Origin of the sequence: Nitrospirillum guaranorum, assembly GCF_034653275.1 — a bacterium.
Classification (GTDB): domain Bacteria; phylum Pseudomonadota; class Alphaproteobacteria; order Azospirillales; family Azospirillaceae; genus Nitrospirillum.
In genome coordinates, this window is sequence record NZ_JAYEES010000004.1 from 1,532,732 (window position 1) to 1,548,961 (window position 16,230).

16 protein-coding genes are annotated in these 16,230 nt (G+C 70.0%); 7 read left to right on the top strand and 9 right to left on the bottom strand.

Features of this window, described 5'->3' with window-relative positions:
- Window positions 1-27: 27 nt before the first annotated feature.
- Together UAJ10_RS28485 and parA are read right to left on the bottom strand one after the other, a co-directional pair.
- The gene (locus tag UAJ10_RS28485) at window positions 28-1,317 is read right to left on the bottom strand and encodes a phytanoyl-CoA dioxygenase family protein (RefSeq protein WP_322918759.1); all 1,290 of its coding nucleotides are present in this window, start codon (window positions 1,315-1,317) and stop codon (window positions 28-30) included.
- Window positions 1,318-1,364: 47 nt separating this feature from the next.
- Entirely contained in the window at window positions 1,365-2,033 is a 669-nt protein-coding gene (gene parA, locus UAJ10_RS28490; protein WP_322918760.1) for a ParA family partition ATPase, read from the bottom strand.
- A gap of 219 nt (window positions 2,034-2,252) precedes the next feature.
- Here parA and UAJ10_RS28495 point away from each other — a divergent pair, with 219 nt between their 5' ends.
- The 5 genes from UAJ10_RS28495 (at window position 2,253) to UAJ10_RS28515 (ending at window position 6,856) form a co-directional block, all read left to right on the top strand.
- Window positions 2,253-3,230 (top strand): L-threonylcarbamoyladenylate synthase, encoded by a 978-nt coding sequence (locus UAJ10_RS28495; RefSeq protein ID WP_322919068.1) that lies wholly within the window; start codon window positions 2,253-2,255, stop codon window positions 3,228-3,230.
- A 95-nt stretch (window positions 3,231-3,325) separates the two neighbouring features.
- A complete protein-coding gene (locus UAJ10_RS28500) occupies window positions 3,326-3,865 on the top strand; it encodes a DinB family protein (RefSeq protein ID WP_322918761.1) in 540 nt (179 codons plus the stop codon).
- On the top strand, window positions 3,862-5,301 hold the full coding sequence (locus UAJ10_RS28505) for an FAD-binding oxidoreductase (RefSeq protein ID WP_322918762.1): 1,440 nt from the start codon (window positions 3,862-3,864) through the stop codon (window positions 5,299-5,301). Before UAJ10_RS28500 ends, UAJ10_RS28505 begins: the two co-directional genes overlap by 4 nt.
- Window positions 5,302-5,467: 166 nt before the next feature.
- Window positions 5,468-5,680 (top strand): hypothetical protein, encoded by a 213-nt coding sequence (locus UAJ10_RS28510; RefSeq protein ID WP_322918763.1) that lies wholly within the window; start codon window positions 5,468-5,470, stop codon window positions 5,678-5,680.
- Between the two features lie 72 nt (window positions 5,681-5,752).
- Window positions 5,753-6,856, top strand: a complete 1,104-nt coding sequence (locus tag UAJ10_RS28515; protein WP_322918764.1) for a sensor histidine kinase — start codon at window positions 5,753-5,755, stop codon at window positions 6,854-6,856.
- Here the strand turns inward: UAJ10_RS28515 and UAJ10_RS28520 are convergent.
- Window positions 6,853-7,770, bottom strand: coding sequence for a transglycosylase SLT domain-containing protein (locus UAJ10_RS28520; protein ID WP_322918765.1), 918 nt, complete (start codon window positions 7,768-7,770; stop codon window positions 6,853-6,855). The genes UAJ10_RS28515 and UAJ10_RS28520 overlap by 4 nt on opposite strands.
- Window positions 7,771-8,087: 317 nt before the next feature.
- Here UAJ10_RS28520 and UAJ10_RS28525 point away from each other — a divergent pair, with 317 nt between their 5' ends.
- Window positions 8,088-9,875 carry an acyl-CoA dehydrogenase gene (locus tag UAJ10_RS28525; RefSeq protein ID WP_322918766.1) on the top strand — a complete coding sequence of 596 codons (1,788 nt, stop codon included), beginning with the start codon at window positions 8,088-8,090 and terminating at the stop codon, window positions 9,873-9,875.
- Window positions 9,876-9,934: 59 nt separating this feature from the next.
- Here UAJ10_RS28525 and UAJ10_RS28530 read toward each other — a convergent pair whose 3' ends face one another.
- The 4 genes from UAJ10_RS28530 to UAJ10_RS28545 all read right to left on the bottom strand — a co-directional run bounded on the left by UAJ10_RS28530 (window position 9,935) and on the right by UAJ10_RS28545 (window position 13,794).
- Window positions 9,935-11,029: an L-dopachrome tautomerase-related protein gene (locus UAJ10_RS28530; RefSeq protein WP_322918767.1), complete on the bottom strand. Its 1,095-nt coding sequence runs from the start codon at window positions 11,027-11,029 to the stop codon at window positions 9,935-9,937.
- 108 nt (window positions 11,030-11,137) lie between these two features.
- A complete protein-coding gene (locus UAJ10_RS28535; RefSeq protein WP_416235411.1) occupies window positions 11,138-11,923 on the bottom strand; it encodes an ABC transporter ATP-binding protein in 786 nt (261 codons plus the stop codon).
- Window position 11,924: 1 nt separating this feature from the next.
- Entirely contained in the window at window positions 11,925-12,764 is an 840-nt protein-coding gene (locus UAJ10_RS28540; RefSeq protein ID WP_416235412.1) for an ABC transporter permease, read from the bottom strand.
- Between the two features lie 10 nt (window positions 12,765-12,774).
- Window positions 12,775-13,794, bottom strand: coding sequence for an ABC transporter substrate-binding protein (locus tag UAJ10_RS28545; RefSeq protein WP_322918768.1), 1,020 nt, complete (start codon window positions 13,792-13,794; stop codon window positions 12,775-12,777).
- Window positions 13,795-14,587: 793 nt separating this feature from the next.
- Here UAJ10_RS28545 and UAJ10_RS28550 point away from each other — a divergent pair.
- Entirely contained in the window at window positions 14,588-14,905 is a 318-nt protein-coding gene (locus UAJ10_RS28550; RefSeq protein ID WP_322918769.1) for a hypothetical protein, read from the top strand.
- Here UAJ10_RS28550 and UAJ10_RS28555 read toward each other — a convergent pair.
- Window positions 14,887-15,090 carry a hypothetical protein gene (locus UAJ10_RS28555; protein WP_322918770.1) on the bottom strand — a complete coding sequence of 68 codons (204 nt, stop codon included), beginning with the start codon at window positions 15,088-15,090 and terminating at the stop codon, window positions 14,887-14,889. The genes UAJ10_RS28550 and UAJ10_RS28555 overlap by 19 nt on opposite strands.
- 84 nt (window positions 15,091-15,174) lie before the next feature.
- Window positions 15,175-16,158, bottom strand: coding sequence for a threonine ammonia-lyase (locus UAJ10_RS28560; protein ID WP_322918771.1), 984 nt, complete (start codon window positions 16,156-16,158; stop codon window positions 15,175-15,177).
- Window positions 16,159-16,230: the final 72 nt, after the last annotated feature.

Here is a 16,230-nt window from a genome sequence, read left to right on the forward strand (position 1 = left end):
AGGTCCGCCCGCGCCTATTTCAATGGCCTACTTCAACGGATAATCGAACACGGCGTAGTGACCGCCGTGGTCGAACCGCCGGTTGGGCATGTCCAGGCGGTGGTTCACGCCGGTGTAGTGGCCGATCAGCGACCGCCGCTCCAACCCCGGACGCTTCGGCGCCGAGCCCCGGTGCATCAATCGGCCATGCCAGATCAGCACGTCGCCTTTTTCCCCCAGGAAACGGCGCGTTTCCACCCCCTGGGCCGCGATCTCCGCCTCGATGGCCGGGGTGACGAAGCGTTCCGTCAGATGGGGCCAGGAGGCGCTGCCGGTGGTGCCGGTGACGCGGTCGCGCTCCGCCGCGGTCATGAACTGCCGCACCCTCTCCCCCTGCAGCAAGGGCCAGCGGTGGGAGCCCGGCACGTATTCGAACGGCCCGGAATCGGGGTCGATACGCTCCAGCGCGATCCACACCGCCGCGTACCAGCCGTTGACGAAGGGCGGGCTGAGATATTCGTCCTGGTGCCAGTTGCGCTCGGTCGAGGCCCAGCCGGTGAGGTTGAGATGCAGCATCATCTCCTCCCCGATCAGGCCGTTCATGATGGCCATCAGCGGCGGATGCAGGCAGATGCGCCGCAACTCCTCCACCTGCATGTAGGGGGTGGGGGTGATCCAGCCCAGCGCCCGGTCCACCTGCTCCCGCCGCCTGATGTAGGGGTCCAGCAGGTCATCGCCGAGGAAGCCCTTGAGCAGGACCACGCCCTCGCGCCGCCACTGCCGCTGTTCGGGGGTCAGTGCCGCCTCATCCACCACCGGCTGGTCCAGGGGCGGCAGGCCCTGGGGATCGGGATGGTCACTCAACATGGAAAAGCGGATGCCGCCGCTGGCGTCCGGCGGCGTGCCGTAGCACAGGGCGCCCAGGGGCGGCCGGTCCCCCAGGGTGCGGGCCAAGGCCAGCAGTGCCGGCGCCAGCGCCTGGGCATCCGGCGCCTCATCCGTCTCGGCCACGAACAACCAGTAGACGGGGCCGCGGCCCGTGGGGAAGGGCGGAACGGTGACGCGGTCACAGCGCATATCGCCCTCGAACAGGCCATCCGGGGTGCGCGACACCAGCGGCCCCTGCCGCGCCAGGCCGGTCGCCTCGTCGACCAGCAGGGCGTGGAGCGTCCGCTCCGGCCGGCCGCCCCGGATGTCGCCCGGCACCTCGACGACCTCCAGGTTGGCCACGCGCGTCACCACCCGCTCCACGATCAGCAGCGGCGGCAGCGCCGGGGCGAGCGTGGCGACGGTGGCGGGAACCGGCCGGCGGCCGAGAAGGCGGGACAGGAAGGTCATCGGGAAGGTCGGTTCACCAAGGCATCCCGCGCGGGTGGCGCCAAGTCTCAGGCGCTGGCGCTGCGGGTTCCGGCCGTCAGGGTGCCGCCCAGCCGGGCCAGGATTTCGCCGGCCAGGGCGGCGATTTCCTCCGACCCCTTGGCACGGCGGTCGGTTTCCTGCAGGGACAGGCCGTCCATCATGGCGCCGGCGAAGCCGACGCGGTTGCCGATGGCCGCCTCGGCCATGGGCACGCCCAATCCCGCCACCGCCTCCGTCAGGCGGTCGGCCAGCTTGGCGCGGGGCGGCACGCGGTTCAGCGTCACCAGCACCGCCCGCTTTTCCGCCTTGGCCATCTCCAGCGTCGGGCGGGTGGCCCACAGGTCCATGGGGCTGGGCTGCACCGGCACCACCACCAGGTCGGCCACGCGCACGGCGATGCGCGCCTCCGTCTCGGCATGCGGGGGGCTGTCGACCACCACCACGTCATGTTCCCGCGCCAGACGCTCCACCTCTTTCTGCGTGCGCCAGCCGTTGATCTGCATGTGGGTCAGGCCGGGATCATCCAGGGCCTGCGCGCGCAGGCCGAACCAGGCGGTCAGGCTGCCCTGGGGGTCGATGTCCACCACCGCCACCCGCAGGCCGGCCAGCGACCAGGCCACGGCCAGCTGGATGGCCAGCGTGGTCTTGCCCGCCCCGCCCTTTTGCTGCGCGATGGTGACGACGTGACCCGCCATGATGGCTCCCCCCTTCAGGAATGACCGTGGCCGGCAGTGTGGACCCGGCGGCGGTGGCGGGCAAGTGTGCAGTGCACAATGGGTGATGCCCCAAAAGGGGGGGCCGGCCCTGCGGCCGCCCCCCTTGGACCCGGCCGGCGGGTGGGCTAGATAGGGTGACCTCCTTTACCAGGTGCCGCCCCCGTGACCGATCGCCCTTACCCTCAGGCCGCCCCCGACATGTCCCCGCCCAGCGCAGAGGCGCTGGCCCGCGCGTCGCAGGCGCTGGCTGGCGGCAAGCTGGTGGCCTTCCCGACGGAGACGGTCTACGGCCTGGGCGGTGACGCCGGCAACGACCAGGCGGTCGCCGACATCTTCGCCGCCAAGGGCCGCCCCAGCTTCAACCCCCTGATCGTCCATCTGCCCGATGTCGAGGCGGTGGAGCGTTACGCCGTGATGGATGAGCGGGCGCGCCAGATGGCCGACCTGTACTGGCCCGGCCCCCTGACCCTGGTCCTGCCCCGGCGGCCGGATGCCGCCCTGTCGCTGCTGGTCAGCGCCGGGCTGGACACGGTGGCGGTGCGGGTGCCGCGCCATCCCACCGCCCGCGCCCTGCTGCAGGCCAGCGGCCGGCCCATCGCCGCCCCCAGCGCCAACCGGTCCGGCCATGTCAGCCCCACCGCCCCCATCCATGTGCGGGAGGAATTTCCCGATGGCGGCGGCGGCCGGCTGGCCCTGATCCTGGCGGATGGCCGCTGCCCGGTGGGGGTGGAATCCACCGTGCTGGACCTGTCGGGCGAGCATCCCGTGCTGCTGCGCCCAGGTTCCATCACGCCAGAGGAGATCGAGGCCGTGCTGGGCCCCATCCAGCGCGCGACCACCCCGGGCGCTGGCGCGCCCCATGCCGGGCTCAAGGCGCCGGGCATGCTGGAAAGCCACTACGCCCCCGGCCTGCCCGTCCGCCTGAACGCCTTGAACGCGGCGAAGGATGAGGCCTTGCTGGGCTTCGGCCCCGACCGCTTCGTCCTGGGCGGGGCGGAGCGGCTGAACCTCTCGCCCACCGGCGACCTGAACGAGGCAGCCGCCAACCTGTTCGCCATGCTGCGCCGGCTGGACAAGCCCGGCCTCTGCGGCATCGCCGTCATGACCATCCCCGACGTGGGCCTGGGCCTGGCCATCAATGACCGCTTGCGTCGGGCGGCGGCCCCCCGGCCCTGAGACGGAACCGGTTAACGGACCACACCGTTAGCACTTGATCCCAGCGGGCGGGAGCGGACACTCTGGCGTCCCCGCCCCGGAGTTGAGGCCGCCCCATGACAGAGCCCCGGCACATCGTCCTTCTGGCCCAGTACAACGCCTGGATGAACACCAAGGTGCTGGAGGCGGCGGCGCGGCTGCCGGCCGAGGCCCTGACCGCCGACCGGGGGGCCTTCTTCCGCTCCATCCTGGGCACGATGAACCATCTCATGGTGGCGGACCTGATGTGGCTGCGGCGCTTCCGCACCCATCCCGCCGGCTACGCCACCCTGGACCCGGTCATGGACCTGCCCGTGCCCACGCGCCTGGATGAGGCGCTTTATACCGACCTGGCCAGCCTGGCGGCCGACCGCCAGGTGATGGACGCCGCCATCGGCCGCTGGGCCGCCAGTGTGCGCGCCTGCGACCTGAACCAGGTGCTGACCTACACCAGCAGCGCCGGCAAGACCTGCGCCCGCCGCTTCGGCGACCTGATCGTGCATTTCTTCAACCACCAGACCCATCATCGCGGCCAGGCCACCACCCTGCTGACCCAGGCCGGCCAGGACGTGGGCGTGACCGACCTGGTGGCCCTGATACCGGATGAAGTCCCATGAGCACCCGCCCTTCCGCCGCCACCCAGGCCTGCCTGGCGGCCCTTTCCGACCTGCTGGGCCCCAGCGGTTTCATCACCGACGCGCAGGCGCAGGCGCCCTACCTGACGGAGGCGCGCGGCAACGCCGTCAGCGTGCCGTTGGCTCTGCTGCGCCCGTCGACGACGGCGGAGGTGGCGGCCGTGGTGCGCCTGGCGGCCGAGGCTGGCATCGCCCTGGTGCCCCAGGGTGGCAACACCGGCCTGGTGGGCGGCGCCCTGGCGGCGGAGGGCACCCTGCTGCTGAACCTGGGCCGCCTGAACCGCATCCGCGAGATCGATCCCCTGGACCACACCATGACGGTCGAGGCGGGTGTCATCCTGGCCACGGTGCAGCAGGCGGCCAACGACGTGGACCTGATGTTCCCCCTGAGCCTGGGCGCCGAGGGCAGTTGCACCATCGGCGGCAACCTGTCGACCAACGCCGGCGGCATCCTGACCCTGCGCTACGGCAACGCCCGCGCCCAGGTGCTGGGGCTGGAGGTGGTGCTGCCCGACGGTCAGGTGTGGAACGGCCTGCGCCGCCTGCGCAAGGACAACACCGGCTATGACCTGAAGCACCTGTTCCTGGGTGCGGAGGGCACGCTGGGCATCATCACCGCCGCCACCCTGTCGCTGGTGCCCCGGCCGCGCCAGATGGAAACGGCGCTGGTGGCCGTGCCCGACGTGACCGCCGCCCTGCGCCTGCTGAAACGCCTGCGCCAGTCCAGCGGCGATGCCGTGTCGGCCTTCGAGATCATGCCGCGCTTCGCCATCGACGGCGCGGCCCGTTACCTGGGTGAACAGAACGACCCGCTGTCCGAACCATCCCCCTGGTACATTCTGGCGGAGCTGACGGCGGGCACCCCCGGCGACGCCCTGCGCGAAACGGTGGAGGCCGCGCTGGCCGAGGCCATCGAGGCGGGGGAGGCGACGGACGCCACCCTGGCCGCCAGCGGCGACCAGCGGCAGAAACTGTGGCGACTGCGCGAGGGCCTGCCGGAGATCGGGCGCAAGGTGGGCGGCGCCCTGCACCATGACGTGGCCGTGCCGGTCAGCCGCGTCCCCCAGTTCATCGAGCGCGCCAACCAGGCGGTGGCGGCCTTGTGCCCCGGGGCCCGGCCCTACCCCTTCGGCCATCTGGGCGACGGCAACATCCACTACAACATCGCCCGGCCGGACACCGACGACCCGGCCGACCGCGACGCCTTCCTGGCCCTGGGTGAGCGGATCATGCGGGCGGTGCACGACGTGGTGCTGGAGCTGGACGGCTCGATCAGCGCGGAGCACGGCATCGGCAACAAGAAACGCAACGAACTGGCACGCGCGCGGTCACCCCTGGAAATCGATCTTATGGCAAGCTTGAAACGCCTGCTGGATCCCCGCGACCTCATGAACCCTGGTAAAATCTTACCCCAATAGGCAGGATTTTTCGGGAAAGCCGGGCGCAGGCATAGGCCGGTACTGACCTTTGGCGTCAATTGACGGCGACTCGGGGGTCATGAGACCCTTGGTTGTAGAGATAAAGGAGCCCCGTGGTGCCGCCGCGTGTAAGCCGCCGGACCACCCCAAGAGAGGGAGAGAGCCTATGCCTGGCAAGACCTCGACCCCCATTGGCCCCCATTCCTCCCCGGTGCCCCTTTACCTTAGGCTGCTGCGGGGTGGCACCCAGGTGGGCCATGCCCCGTTGGCCGATGATGGCGATACCGTCGTATCCGTTCCACCCCAGATGACCGGTGGCGTGTGCGGCGGGCAGATGATGGCCGGCCGGTCGGAAGATCCGGCCCTGGTCCATTTCTGACGGCCGTACCCCCAACGATCCTAGCCATCCGCATTAGTGCGTTCGGCCGAGGCGACTGTATGATCAGCCGCCATGAAGCCGTTCATCACGACCTTCCTGTCCCTGCGGCGGCGATCAGCGCCGGTACGCTACGCCGGGGCCGCCTTGCTGGTGTGCCTGTCGTTCGGCGTGCGCATCGCGCTGGACGATGTGCTGGACGGCTATCCCGTGGTGCATTTCTTCCCCGCCCTGGTGCTGGGCACGCTGTGGTTCGGGGTCGGGCCCGGCCTGCTGGCCGTGGTCCTGAGCACGACGCTGGCCCTGCCCTTCTTCGCGCCGGCCACCGACGGCCTGCCCTGGACGCAACAGCTGGCCGCCCTGCCCGACCGGCTGGCGGCCCTGCCGCCGAGGGGCTGGGCGGGCCCCGCCCTGTTCGTCGTCATCAGCCTGGTGGTGGTGTCCATCATCGCGGCCCTGCATGACGCCCTGGACACCCTGGCGGCGGGGGAGGAGCAGCAGGCCATGCTGTTGCGTGAAATCTACCACCGCATCCGCAATGACTTGCAGTCCGTGTCCAGCCTGTTGATGGTGGCGGAAAGCCGTGTCGGCGCCAAGGAGGCGGGGGAGCTGGCCAAGGCCGGGGAACGGGTGCGGGTGCTGGGCCTGGTCTATTCCAGCCTGCAGCGGCTGCAGCGCGAGCCTTTCGTGCCCGCCCGCGCCTTCCTGGGCCAACTGGTGGAGAACCTGGCCGCCGCCCATGTCGCCGGCCGGCCCATCACCTTCACCGTCGAGGTCGAGGACCTGAAGCTGCCGCAGCGGGCCGCCGTGACCCTGGGCCTGGCCGCCAATGAACTGCTGACCAACGCGCTGAAATACGCCTTCCCCGCCGGGCGGCCCGGCACCGTGGCCGTGCGCCTGGGCACGGAGGGGCAGCGATGGGTGTTGCGGGTGGAGGATGACGGCGTCGGCCTGCCACCGCCCGCCCCCAACGGCGAAAGCCCGGCAACAACGGCCGGGCCGGCAGAAGATTCCGGCACCCTTGGCGCCCACCATCCCCACCCGCCCCACACCGGCCTGGGTCACCTGCTGCTGGAACAGCTGGCGCGGCAGTGCGGCGGTCAGCTGGGGCAGGTCAGCGACGGCGGCGTGAAGGCCTGGCTGGCCGTGCCGGCGGCGCCGGAAGGTACCAGCCTTTAGGCGCTGGCCATGTAGGCGGCGGCCATGTTGGGCGCACGGTTGGTGGTCATGCGCTGTTCCTGCTGGCTGTAGCCGTCCTTGTTGTCCTGGTCCTCGTCCTCGGTGGGCGCGGCCAGGGCGTTCAGCATCATGATGGTGTAGGTGGACAGCGGCATCTTGGACGAACTGGCGCCCCGCACCATGTCCCAGGGCTGCGACGTGCTGTCGGCCGTCTGCACGGTGCCCAGGGTGGTGGACCCGGCATATTTGTCCGCGCTGGCCCCGCCCGTGCCGTCGAACTTCTTGGCGAAGCGGTCGTAGACCTGGCCCAGGGACAGGGCCTTGCCGTTGGTGTCGTAGAAGACGGCGTCGTTGGCGTCGGCCGCGTCCGGCACCACGGCGTCCGCCGCCTGGTTGGGATTTTTCTTCAGCGCGTTCAGGAACTTGGAAGCGCCGCCGGCGCCCAGGAAATGGGCCAGGTACAGCTCGGTCCCGCCGATGGTGCCGCCCACCTGCTGCTGCAGCGTGGTCTTGTTGTCCTGGGCCAGCGCCGCCGCCATCATGGCCGAGGTGTCGGCGTCCTTGCGCAGGTCGAGAATCTTTTGCCGGGTGGCGGGATCGGAGACGTAGGCGCTGCCGTCGCCGCGGGTCTTGATGGCGGCGGCGTACTGGCCCAGCCCGACCTCGGCGCCGTGCTGCTGTACCATGTTCAGCCACGTGGAGTCGGTGAACTGGTAGAGGCCGGTGGCGCTGCTGGTGCTGGCCTTGGCGTTGGTGTTGTAGCCGCTTTCCACCGACGCCTGCTTCAGCAGATAGGAAAAATCTACCCCGGCCTTGGCGCTGGCCTGCTGCACCGCCGCCACGATCTTGGCGGGGGCGGAGGACGCCAAACCCTGTGCTGCAGTCAACTGCGTGGTGGACAGCGCGCTGATCACGACCGGACCTCACTTACCTGGAAAACGACCGGCCGATGGGGGCCGATCCGATGCTGGCCTAAAGGGAAAGCAAGGGACGTGCCAGCCTGTCGCGGCGGCGGGATTCGGGCCGGACTTTCGGCGACGCTTGCCCGCCCGCCGCCGTCCCGGCAGGATGGGCCCCGCGTCGACGGGACGTGGCCCTTCCGCTCAATGATCGGGCCCGCCCGCCCAATAACATTGAGCACCCCCGCCGGCCGTGCCGGGTCCCGCCCCCAGTCCTGAAGCGATGGGCGCCGGGCCCCACCGGCGGGTCCCCCGGGAGGACCCGAGAGACCATGACCTATCAAGCGCCCCTGAAGGAAATCCGTTTCGTCCTGAATTCCGTCGTCGGCCTGGACAAAGTTGCCGCCTACCCCGCCTTCGAGGCCGCCACCCCCGACCTGGTGGACGCCGTGCTGGAGGAAGGCGCCAAGCTGGCCGACAACGTGCTGGCGCCCCTGAACGTGGTGGGCGACCGCCAAGGCGCCAAATTGACGGACACGGGCGTGCGCACCCCCGACGGCTTCAAGGACGCCTACCGGCAGTTCGTGGAGGGCGGATGGAACAGCGTGCCCTTCGACCCCGATCACGGCGGCCAGGGCCTGCCCTGGACCCTGTTCATCGCCCTGCTGGAAACCTGGACCAGCGCCAACATGTCCTTCGCCCTGGGGCCGCTGCTGACCCAGGGGGCGGTGGAACTGCTGACCGCCCACGGGTCGGATGAGCAGAAGACGCTGTATCTGGAAAAGCTGATCTCCGGCGAATGGGCCGGGACCATGAACCTGACGGAGCCGCAGGCGGGTTCCGATGTGGGGGCCGTGCGCACCCGCGCCGTGCGCCAGGCCGACGGCACCTATCGCGTCAGCGGCCAGAAGATCTTCATCACCTATGGCGACCATGACTGGACGGACAACATCGTCCACCTGGTGCTGGCCCGCACGCCGGACGCGCCGGCGGGCACCAAGGGCATCTCGCTGTTCATCGTGCCCAAGTTCCTGCTGAACGCCGAAGGCACCCCGGGCGAGCGCAACGACGCCTATTGCGTCAGCCTGGAGCATAAGCTGGGCATCCACGCCAGCCCCACCGCCGTGATGAGCTACGGCGACAACGGCGCCTGCGTGGGCTACTTGGTGGGCGAGGAGAACCGTGGCATCGAGTACATGTTCACCATGATGAACAACGCCCGGCTGGGGGTTGGCCTGCAGGGTGTGTCCATCGGTGATCGCGCCTACCAGCAGGCGCTGGCCTACGCCAAGACCCGGGTGCAGAGCCGGGACGTGGCCGGCGGACCGCAGCCGGTGACCATCATCCACCACCCCGACGTGCGCCGCATGCTGCTGACCATGCGGTCCAAGGTGGAGGCCGCGCGCGCCATCGTCTATTTCACCGCCGCCTCCCTGGACGGCCGCCATCACCACCCGGACGCGGAGGCCGCAAGCCAAGCCGGCCTGCTGAACGACCTGATGACCCCGGTGGCCAAGGCGTGGAGCACCGACATCGGCGTCGAAGTGGCCAGCCTGGGCGTGCAGGTGCACGGCGGCATGGGCTTCATCGAGGAGACGGGGGCCGCCCAATATTACCGTGACGCCCGCATCGCCCCGATTTATGAGGGCACCAACGGCATCCAGGCCAATGACCTGGTGTTCCGCAAGCTGGGCCGCGACGGCGGCGCCACCGCCCGCGCCCTGTTCGTCCAGATGGCGGAGACGGCCGAGGCCGCCGCCGCCCAGCCGGGCGACGACCTGGCCGCCATCGCCCAGGGCCTGAAGCGGGGCGTCGCCGCGCTGGAAGAGGCGACGTCCTTCCTGGTGGCCCATGTGAAGGCCGATGCCCGCGCGGCGGCGGCCGGGGCCGTGCCCTACCTGACCCTGTTCGGCAACGTCACCGGCGCCTTCCTGCTGGCCCGCGGCGCCATCGCCGCCAACCAGGCGCTGGCCCAGGGCCAGGACGTGGCCTTTCATGAGGGCAAGCTGGTCACCGCCCGCTTCTTCGTGGAACAGGTGGTGGCCCCGTCCCTGGGCCTGGCCGACCTGATCCGCACCGGTCACCGCACCCTGATGGCGTTGTCGGAAGACCAGTTTTGAGCGGACGCGCGCTGTCGTGACGGAAAAGGCCGGGGGTGTCCCCGGCCTTTTTTTTGCGTTCAGCGTGTGTTGAGCGTGAAGACGGTCATGGGCGGCCGCACGCGGCTGACCCCATGGTGGAACAAGGCCACCCGGTCCATCTGCGCCGCCGGCAGCCACAGGGTGCCGTCCGCCGCCAGATAGGGCGCGTCCACCCAATGCAGGCGCTTGTCCTGGGCCAGGGTGGTCACGCGGCCGTCAGGGGCGCGGCGGCGCACGGCGTTGGCCGCCAGGTCGGTGTAGTACAGGCTGCCGTCGGGGCCCATGGCGGTGCCACCCACCGGCGGCAGGTCGACCCAGGGCTGGACCGCCGCCGCCAGGGTGGCGGCGGGCGTGGCGGGATCGTCCAGCAGGCGGGTGGGCACTCGCGACCACGGCCCTTCCAGGGGCCCATAGTACAGCCATTCGCCGTCCGGGCTGACCTCCAGAGGGTCGGAATGCACGGCCAGAGGCCTCCCATCCGGCGCCATCACCGTTTCCCCGTCCACCACGATGGGCCGGTCAGGCGGCGCCACGGTGGAAGGGTGGCGGTCCAACACGCGGCGGGCGCCGCTGGTGACCAGGTCCAGCACGATCAGGCCGGGCTGTCCGGCGTCGGTCAGGTAGGCGTGATCGCCGTGAAAGCGGATGTCGTCGACGTAGCTGCCGGGGCGGGCGATTTCAGGCCCCAGGGGAATGATGCGATCAACCCGCGCGGTCTTGAGGTCGATGCGCACCACCTTGGCCCCGCCCGGCAGCGGGTTGCCGCCGAAGTCGGGCGCGCCGGTATCCACCACCCACAGGCCGCCGGCGTCGTCGCGGTGGATGGCGTTGATGTTCACGAAGGCGTGGGACGGATCAGCCCCGGACGCCCAGGCGTTCCAGGCGGCATCCGGATAGGGACGGGGCGTGCCGGCAGCGTCCACCACCACCAGCGGCGGCAGCTTGGTGCCCGTCCAGCGCGGGCCGGCCAGGAAGACCCGCGCGCCGTCCACCGCCACCGCGTTCCACACGGCATCGGGGTTCTGCACGGCGGCGGCCAGGGATGGCGGCGCGGCCGCCGCGGGCTGGCCCAGGATGAGCGGCGCCATCACGGCGGCGGCGATGCGCAGGCGGGACAGGGCGGGAATGGGCATGATGTCAGGTCCTTAGGCCGAAATGATCGATGCCCACCCTGACCTATTCAGTCATGCCCCGGAATTCCCCAAATCCTTAGACAAACTATTCATCCGTGAATGGCAACATTAGATGCCGCCGCCATCCATCAGGTCCGACAGGCGGTCGCGGATACGGGTGGCCAGCGCCCGGGCGGCACTGTCGTCGCGGGCGCGCGGGCGGACGGTGACGATCCTGTCCTCCGACCGAACGGTGGCGGGCGATCCCGCCAGCAGGATGACCCGGTCCGCAAGATAGACGGCCTCGTCGATGTCATGGGTGACGAACAGGATGGTCTTGGACGTGCGCCGCCACAGGTCCAGCAGTTCATCCTGCAGGGTCTGCCGGGTGATGGCGTCCAGGGCGCCGAAAGGTTCGTCCATCATCAGCAGGTCGGGGTCCACCGCCAGCGCCCGGGCTATGGCCACGCGCTGGCGCTGGCCGCCCGACAGCTGGTGCGGCCAGCGGCCGGCCTTGTCGGCCAGGCCCACCAGGGCCAGCGCCTCTTCCGCCCGCCGGCTCCGTTCGGCCCGCGACAGGCCCAACCCCTCCAGCCCGAAGGCCACATTGGCGCGCACGGTGCGCCAGGGCAGCAGGCGGGCGTCCTGGAACACTAGGCCATAGGGGCGGCGGCCCTTCGACACGCCATTGCGGGCATGGGCCACGGCGCCGCTGTTGGGCGGCACCAGGCCCGCCACCACGCGCAACAGGGTGGACTTGCCCACCCCCGACGCGCCGACGATGGCGATGAACTCCCCCGGCGCGACCGACAGGTTGAAGTCGCGCAGCACCACGGTGCGGCCGTCCGGCGACGCCGGGTTGGGGAAGGCCAAGCTGAGATCGCGGATCTCGATCATGGGGACGGTCTCCGCCATCTTAAGCCTTCCAGCGCATCATACGGTCGCGCACCGCGACGAAGCCCATGTCGACCAGGCCGTAGAACAGGGCCATGGTGGCCATGTAGACGATGACGATATCGGTCGCCAGCAGGGAGCTGGCCTGCATCATGCGCTGTCCCAGGCCCGGCACGCCGAACAGCTCCGCCGCCACCACCGACATCCAGGCCTGCCCCAGGCCGGTGCGCAGGCCCGCCAGGATGGCGCCGGACGCGGCGGGCAGCACGATCTTGACCAGCTTGGCCGGGGTGGAGCGGTGGCCGAACGCGTCGGCCAGTTCCAGGAGGTCGCGGTCCACGGCCTGCACCGCGCCCAATGCCGCGAAATAATTGATCCAGAAGACGCCCAGCACGATGATGAAGATGGCGGCCGTGGGCGTGACGCCGAACCAGATGATGGCGAAGGGCACCCACGCCAGGCCGGGGATGGGGCGCAACAGGCGCACCACCCAGCTGGTGAAATCCTCAAGCCGCCGGGACATGCCGGTCAGCACGCCGGCGGCGATACCGCCGACCGAGCCGATGACCAGGCCCCAGAGATAATGCCCCAGGCTTTGCAGGATGGCGTCCGTCCAGGCCCCGCTGCGCACCTCCGCCGCGAAGGCCTGGGGGATGGCGCTGGGCGGCGGCAGCAGCACGGGGCGCACCAGGCCCAGGCGCGGCACCGCCTCCCACACCGCCAGGAAGGTGATGACACCCAGCAACGCCCACAGGCCGCGATAGCGCCGGGACGGCTTGGCCAGGAAGGCGGACGGGGGTATGCGCTTGCCCGGGGTCGGCAGGGCGGCCCCGGGCTGATCCGGCGATGTCGGGGAGGTCAAACGACGACGCTCACTTATGGAGTTTTTCGTAATAGCTGGCGTCGAACAGGGTATCCAGCGGCTCCGCCTTCTTCAAGACGCCGGTCTTCAGCTGGAAATCCTGCAGGGTCTTGGTCTTTTCCACGATGCGGCGGGGGTCGACCACGAACTGGGAAGCGGGGGAGGTCAAGGCGCGCTGCATGGTCTTCACGTCCACGATGCCGCGGCCCAGCACCTTTTCCACGTCGGCGGCGGCACGGGCCGGATCCTGGGCGATGAGGGTGACGGCCTTGTCCACCAGCTCCACCAGCTTCTGCACCAGTTCCGGGTGATCCTTGGCCAGGGCGCCGGTGACGCCCAGCACGGTGCCTGGCTGGTCCTTGATCATGTCCTTGCCATAGGCCAGCACCTTCACCGCCGGCTGACGGTCCTGGATGATGGTCAGGGCCGGCTCGCGCACGGTGGCGGCGTCCACGGCGCCGGCCAGCAGCGCCTGCTGGGTGGCGTCGATGCCCATGGGCACGATCTGCACCTTGGCCGGGTCGATGTGCTCATCCTCCTGCAGCCAGTACTTCAGCACCGTGTCGGGGATGGAGCCCACCGGCTGGGTGGCGATCTTCACCGGCCGGCCCAGCTTGGCCGCCAGGCGCGCGATGGCCTCCGCCTTGGTGTCGCCCTTGGCCGCCTCGGCCGACAGCTCCGGCCCGCCGGCCACCACCAGCTCCTCCACCGCGGTGGAGGCGACCACCTTCACCGTGATGCCCTGCGAGCCCGCGACCATCAAGGGGCCGATGCCGCCCATGTAGGCCTCCAGCGTGCCGGAGGCCAGGCCCAGGATCATGTTGGGGCCGCTGTCGAACTGCGTCAGCTTCAGCTCGAACCCCGCCTGCTTGTCCCACCCCTCCTGGCTGATGATGTAGGCCGGCGCCGCGCCCAGCACGGGGATGTAGCCGATGTGGACCACCGGGTCGGCCGCTTGGGTGGCTGGGGCCGCCAGCAGCGCGCCGATCAGCGGCAGGGCCGTCAGCAGGGACGAATAGGCACGACGCATGGGGCAGCTCCCTTTCGAGGTGTAACCGGAAATGCGGGGATTAAGCCGGCCGGCATAGGATCGGCATGTGCGGCAAACTGTCAATGCCCCCGCCTGCGTGCGTGATGTACCGTAAATTCAACACGGCAATATGTTGAATTGACGCATGGCCAAACGGATAGCGGCGGGGTGACGCCCGTCACCGACAGGCATTCCGCCAATCCGCATCCTGCGCCCACCATCGCATGAGGGGAAAAGGCTGGGAAAACAGCCAAAAATATCGAATCCTCAATTCAACGTTAAAGATTCGTCATTATTATCCTTATTGACAGCGAAATCGGCGGATGACAGCCTTGGCGTCAAGGAAGGCGGCTTCCCAGCCCCCCTTCCCGGCCAGCGCCGGGCCCCCACCGTCCAGGAACAACCGCCCGTTCGTTTCATTCCTGGTGGGGGCCCGGCCGACCGGCCCGCGGCCATTTGACGGAGCAGCTTGCGCCGCGTCACCAACCGCTAAAGCGCCACGAAGCCACTTCGTGGTTCCTCCGGAACATGCCCCGGAACGCGAAGGACCAGCCATGACCCGCACTTTCCCGACCCGACGCCCACCGTGCCGCCAGGCCCACGCCCTGGCCTGCCGCTGTTCCCTCATGCGCATGGGCTGCCGCTGTTGATGCCCCGCCGGGCGCGGTGACCCGCGTCCCGCCGGCCCCAGCCGCAGTGTTCCGGGCCCGCCCCACCCCCTGGGCCCCGAGCCACAAAACCATCGTGTTGTTTTCACACCCCCGTAATGGCGGGGGTGTAGAGGGAGCTCACCATGAGCCAGCGACTTCAAAACCAGGACATCGTCCGGGCGCCCGCGCCCGCCGCGGTCATCATCGAGACCGCCCGCCACACGGCGGGACTGGCCGTGCAGGATGGCCGGGACGTCCAGTTCTTCGCCTCGCACAGCCTGTTCCAGGCTCTGGACGGGCAGCGTTTTCGCAGCGTGCGGGCGCTGGAGCGGGCCGTGAGCAGTCTTGAGGCGGCCATCGCCGACCAGCGCCGCACCCGCGACAGCCGCGGCCAGATCTGGCGCAGCTGGGAAGGCCCCCAGTTGGATGGCAACGGGGCCGGTCAGCCCGAGGCGGCCTGATCCTTAGCGGCCCTGTCCTCGAAATACGTGTCCCCAAACTCGGCGATCATCGCCTGGGCCTCGTCCACCAGGGCGCGGACCAGGCGACGGTCGGGATGGGTGCACAGCGTCTCGTTGACGGCCTTGCCCAACAGGGCTTGCGCCTGGGCCAGCAGCTTCACCGCCAGACGATCCTCAAGTTCCATGCCTTGATCCTTTTCCCCGTGGGACCCTTTTCCCTGTGACCCTGGCGCCGGACGGCGTCGGGTCATTTCCCGCGCACGTCCGCCTCAGGCCGCCTCGGCCAAGACCTCGGCATAAAGGGCCGGGTCGACATTTCCGCCGGACAGCACCACGGCGATGGTGCGGCCGGCCGTTTCCACCTTGCCGGCCAGCAGCGCCGCCAGGGCGGCCGCCCCGCCAGGCTCCACCACCAGTTTCAGGTTGGCGGCCGCGAAGCGCATGGCGGCGCGCACCTCCGCCTCCGTCACCACCAGGCCAGGACCCAGCAGCGCCTGGGCCAGGGGAAAGGTGATGGTGCCGGGAATGGGCGCCAGCAGCGCGTCGCAGGAGGATTTGGCGCCGGGCGCGTTGGCCAAACGTTCCCCAGCCGCCAGCGACCGCGCCATGTCGTCAAAACCCGCCGGCTCAGCCGTGTGCACGCTGGCCTGGGGGAAGGTCTGCTTCAGGCCCAGGGCGGTGCCGGTGGCCAGACCCCCACCGCTGCAATTCACCAGGCAGGCATCGACGGTCAGGCCCACGGCCGCCGCCTGGCGCCCGATCTCCAGCCCCACGGTGCCCTGGCCGGCGATGATGTGAGCATCGTCGTAGGAGGGCACCAGCACGGCACCGGTGCGGGCGCACAGTTCCCGCCCGATGGCCTCGCGATCCTCAGTGAAGCGGTCATAGAACACGATCTCCGCGCCCAGGGCGCGCGTGCCCGCCACCTTGATGGCGGGGGCGTCGGCCGGCATGACGATGGTGGCCCTAGTACCCACCAGGCGGGCGGCTTCCGCCACGCCCTGGGCATGGTTGCCGGACGACCAGGCGACCACGCCCCGCGCCCGTTCCTCCGCCGTCAAGCGGCCCAGGCGGTTGTAGGCGCCGCGAAACTTGAAGGAACCGGTACGTTGCAAGACCTCGGGCTTCAACAGCACGCGGGCACCCACCGCCGTGTCCAGCGCCGCGTTGGTGATCAGCGGCGTCACCACCGCCTTGCCCGCCAGAAGCTCCGCCGCCGCCTCGACGTCCGCGCCCGTCACCGCCATCGCCATGATCCGTTTCCCTGAAGAGCTTGTCCGGCCCCAGGCTGGCACCGCCGGGGGCGCATGCGCAAGCGCCCCGCC

Bases quoted from the DNA above. Each gene is read 5' to 3' on its own strand.
- UAJ10_RS28485 (WP_322918759.1), bottom strand. From the start codon at position 1,317: ATGACCTTCCTGTCCCGCCTTCTCGGCCGCCGGCCGGTTCCCGCCACC.
- parA (WP_322918760.1), bottom strand. From the start codon at position 2,033: ATGGCGGGTCACGTCGTCACCATCGCGCAGCAAAAGGGCGGGGCGGGC.
- UAJ10_RS28495 (WP_322919068.1), top strand. From the start codon at position 2,253: ATGTCCCCGCCCAGCGCAGAGGCGCTGGCCCGCGCGTCGCAGGCGCTG.
- UAJ10_RS28500 (WP_322918761.1), top strand. From the start codon at position 3,326: ATGACAGAGCCCCGGCACATCGTCCTTCTGGCCCAGTACAACGCCTGG.
- UAJ10_RS28505 (WP_322918762.1), top strand. From the start codon at position 3,862: ATGAGCACCCGCCCTTCCGCCGCCACCCAGGCCTGCCTGGCGGCCCTT.
- UAJ10_RS28510 (WP_322918763.1), top strand. From the start codon at position 5,468: ATGCCTGGCAAGACCTCGACCCCCATTGGCCCCCATTCCTCCCCGGTG.
- UAJ10_RS28515 (WP_322918764.1), top strand. From the start codon at position 5,753: ATGAAGCCGTTCATCACGACCTTCCTGTCCCTGCGGCGGCGATCAGCG.
- UAJ10_RS28525 (WP_322918766.1), top strand. From the start codon at position 8,088: ATGACCTATCAAGCGCCCCTGAAGGAAATCCGTTTCGTCCTGAATTCC.
- UAJ10_RS28530 (WP_322918767.1), bottom strand. From the start codon at position 11,029: ATGCCCATTCCCGCCCTGTCCCGCCTGCGCATCGCCGCCGCCGTGATG.
- UAJ10_RS28535 (WP_416235411.1), bottom strand. From the start codon at position 11,923: ATGGCGGAGACCGTCCCCATGATCGAGATCCGCGATCTCAGCTTGGCC.
- UAJ10_RS28545 (WP_322918768.1), bottom strand. From the start codon at position 13,794: ATGCGTCGTGCCTATTCGTCCCTGCTGACGGCCCTGCCGCTGATCGGC.
- UAJ10_RS28550 (WP_322918769.1), top strand. From the start codon at position 14,588: ATGAGCCAGCGACTTCAAAACCAGGACATCGTCCGGGCGCCCGCGCCC.
- UAJ10_RS28555 (WP_322918770.1), bottom strand. From the start codon at position 15,090: ATGGAACTTGAGGATCGTCTGGCGGTGAAGCTGCTGGCCCAGGCGCAA.
- UAJ10_RS28560 (WP_322918771.1), bottom strand. From the start codon at position 16,158: ATGGCGATGGCGGTGACGGGCGCGGACGTCGAGGCGGCGGCGGAGCTT.